This is a genomic window from Pectobacterium betavasculorum, assembly GCF_000749845.1.
GTDB classification, from domain to species: domain Bacteria; phylum Pseudomonadota; class Gammaproteobacteria; order Enterobacterales; family Enterobacteriaceae; genus Pectobacterium; species Pectobacterium betavasculorum.
The window spans coordinates 1-3310 of record NZ_JQHM01000036.1; the positions used below are offsets into that span (position 1 = coordinate 1).

Sequence of the window (3310 nt, forward strand, 5' to 3'; positions counted from 1 at the left end):
TTGCTCTTTAACAATCTGGAACAAGCTGAAAATTGAAACATGACAGCTGAACATGCAGGACTGCCTTCGGGTGGGTCGTGATGCATCAGTCTGTCAATGAGTCTCTCAAATAATCGCAGCACGAGGATGAATCAATCGAAACATCTTCGGGTTGTGAGGTTAAGCGACTAAGCGTACACGGTGGATGCCTAGGCAGTCAGAGGCGATGAAGGGCGTGCTAATCTGCGATAAGCGTCGGTAAGCTGATATGAAGCGTTATACCCGACGATACCCGAATGGGGAAACCCAGTGTGTTTCGACACACTATCATGACATGAATACATAGTGTCATGAGGCGAACCGGGGGAACTGAAACATCTCAGTACCCCGAGGAAAAGAAATCAACCGAGATTCCCCCAGTAGCGGCGAGCGAACGGGGAGGAGCCCAGAACCTGAATCAGTTTGTGTGTTAGTGGAAGCGTCTGGAAAGTCGCACAGTAAAGGGTGATAGTCCCGTACACAAAAATGCACAGGCTGTGAGTTCGATGAGTAGGGCGGGACACGTGACATCCTGTCTGAATATGGGGGGACCATCCTCCAAGGCTAAATACTCCTGACTGACCGATAGTGAACCAGTACCGTGAGGGAAAGGCGAAAAGAACCCCGGCGAGGGGAGTGAAATAGAACCTGAAACCGTGTACGTACAAGCAGTGGGAGCCTACTTGTTAGGTGACTGCGTACCTTTTGTATAATGGGTCAGCGACTTATATTCTGTAGCAAGGTTAACCGAATAGGGGAGCCGCAGGGAAACCGAGTCTTAACTGGGCGTTAAGTTGCAGGGTATAGACCCGAAACCCGGTGATCTAGCCATGGGCAGGTTGAAGGTTGGGTAACACTAACTGGAGGACCGAACCGACTAATGTTGAAAAATTAGCGGATGACTTGTGGCTGGGGGTGAAAGGCCAATCAAACCGGGAGATAGCTGGTTCTCCCCGAAAGCTATTTAGGTAGCGCCTCGTGAACTCATCTTCGGGGGTAGAGCACTGTTTCGGCTAGGGGGTCATCCCGACTTACCAACCCGATGCAAACTACGAATACCGAAGAATGTTATCACGGGAGACACACGGCGGGTGCTAACGTTCGTCGTGAAGAGGGAAACAACCCAGACCGCCAGCTAAGGTCCCAAAGTCATGGTTAAGTGGGAAACGATGTGGGAAGGCACAGACAGCCAGGATGTTGGCTTAGAAGCAGCCATCATTTAAAGAAAGCGTAATAGCTCACTGGTCGAGTCGGCCTGCGCGGAAGATGTAACGGGGCTAAACCATGCACCGAAGCTGCGGCAGCGACACTCAGGTGTTGTTGGGTAGGGGAGCGTTCTGTAAGCCGTCGAAGGTGGCCTGTGAGGGCTGCTGGAGGTATCAGAAGTGCGAATGCTGACATAAGTAACGATAATGCGGGTGAAAAACCCGCACGCCGGAAGACCAAGGGTTCCTGTCCAACGTTAATCGGGGCAGGGTGAGTCGACCCCTAAGGCGAGGCTGAAAAGCGTAGTCGATGGGAAACAGGTTAATATTCCTGTACTCGGTGTTACTGCGAAGGGGGGACGGAGAAAGCTAGGTTATCCGGGCGACGGTTGTCCCGGTTTAAGCGTGAAGGTGGATGACTTTGGTAAATCCGGGTCATTGTTAACACTGAGGCGTGATGACGAGTCACTACGGTGATGAAGTAACCAATGCTACGCTTCCAGGAAAAGCCTCTAAGCTCCAGGTAACATCAAATCGTACCCCAAACCGACACAGGTGGTCAGGTAGAGAATACTCAGGCGCTTGAGAGAACTCGGGTGAAGGAACTAGGCAAAATGGTGCCGTAACTTCGGGAGAAGGCACGCTGATGGTAAGTGAAGTGACGTGCTCATGGAGCTGAAATCAGTCGAAGATACCAGCTGGCTGCAACTGTTTAATAAAAACACAGCACTGTGCAAACACGAAAGTGGACGTATACGGTGTGACGCCTGCCCGGTGCCGGAAGGTTAATTGATGGGGTCAGCCGCAAGGCGAAGCTCTTGATCGAAGCCCCGGTAAACGGCGGCCGTAACTATAACGGTCCTAAGGTAGCGAAATTCCTTGTCGGGTAAGTTCCGACCTGCACGAATGGCGTAATGATGGCCAGGCTGTCTCCACCCGAGACTCAGTGAAATTGAACTCGCTGTGAAGATGCAGTGTACCCGCGGCAAGACGGAAAGACCCCGTGAACCTTTACTATAGCTTGACACTGAACCTTGAGCCTTGATGTGTAGGATAGGTGGGAGGCTGTGAAGTGTGGACGCCAGTCTGCATGGAGCCAACCTTGAAATACCACCCTTTAATGTTTGATGTTCTAACGTAGACCCGTAATCCGGGTTGCGGACAGTGTCTGGTGGGTAGTTTGACTGGGGCGGTCTCCTCCCAAAGCGTAACGGAGGAGCACGAAGGTTAGCTAATCCTGGTCGGACATCAGGAGGTTAGTGCAAAGGCATAAGCTAGCTTGACTGCGAGAGTGACAGCTCGAGCAGGTGCGAAAGCAGGTCTTAGTGATCCGGTGGTTCTGAATGGAAGGGCCATCGCTCAACGGATAAAAGGTACTCCGGGGATAACAGGCTGATACCGCCCAAGAGTTCATATCGACGGCGGTGTTTGGCACCTCGATGTCGGCTCATCACATCCTGGGGCTGAAGTAGGTCCCAAGGGTATGGCTGTTCGCCATTTAAAGTGGTACGCGAGCTGGGTTTAGAACGTCGTGAGACAGTTCGGTCCCTATCTGCCGTGGGCGTTGGAAGATTGAGAGGGGTTGCTCCTAGTACGAGAGGACCGGAGTGAACGCACCACTGGTGTACGGGTTGTGATGCCAATTGCATTGCCCGGTAGCTACGTGCGGAAGAGATAACCGCTGAAAGCATCTAAGCGGGAAACTTGCCTCGAGATGAGTCTTCCCTGGGTACTTGATACCCCTGAAGGGCCGTTGAAGACGACGACGTAGATAGGCTGGGTGTGTAAGCGTAGCGATACGTTGAGCTGACCAGTACTAATGACCCGAGAGGCTTAACCTTACAACACCGAAGGTGTTTTGTGAGATGACTCATAAGAACGATATTCAGCTTGTTCAGAGATTGGTTCTGATGGTTGTGTGACACGAGAAAAGTGAAACATGACGGTTGGAATGAAACAGAATTTGCCTGGCGGCGATAGCGCGGTGGTCCCACCTGACCCCATGCCGAACTCAGCAGTGAAACGCCGTAGCGCCGATGGTAGTGTGGGGTCTCCCCATGTGAGAGTAGGGAACTGCCAGGCATCAA

The 3310-nt window shown here is 52.2% G+C and carries 2 rRNA genes; both read left to right on the top strand.

Features of this window, described 5'->3' with window-relative positions:
* Positions 1–157: 157 nt before the first annotated feature.
* Positions 158–3064 (top strand): 23S ribosomal RNA (locus KP22_RS20940).
* Positions 3065–3189: 125 nt separating this feature from the next.
* Positions 3190–3305: ribosomal RNA gene (gene rrf, locus KP22_RS20945) — 5S ribosomal RNA — on the top strand.
* Positions 3306–3310 lie beyond the last annotated feature (5 nt).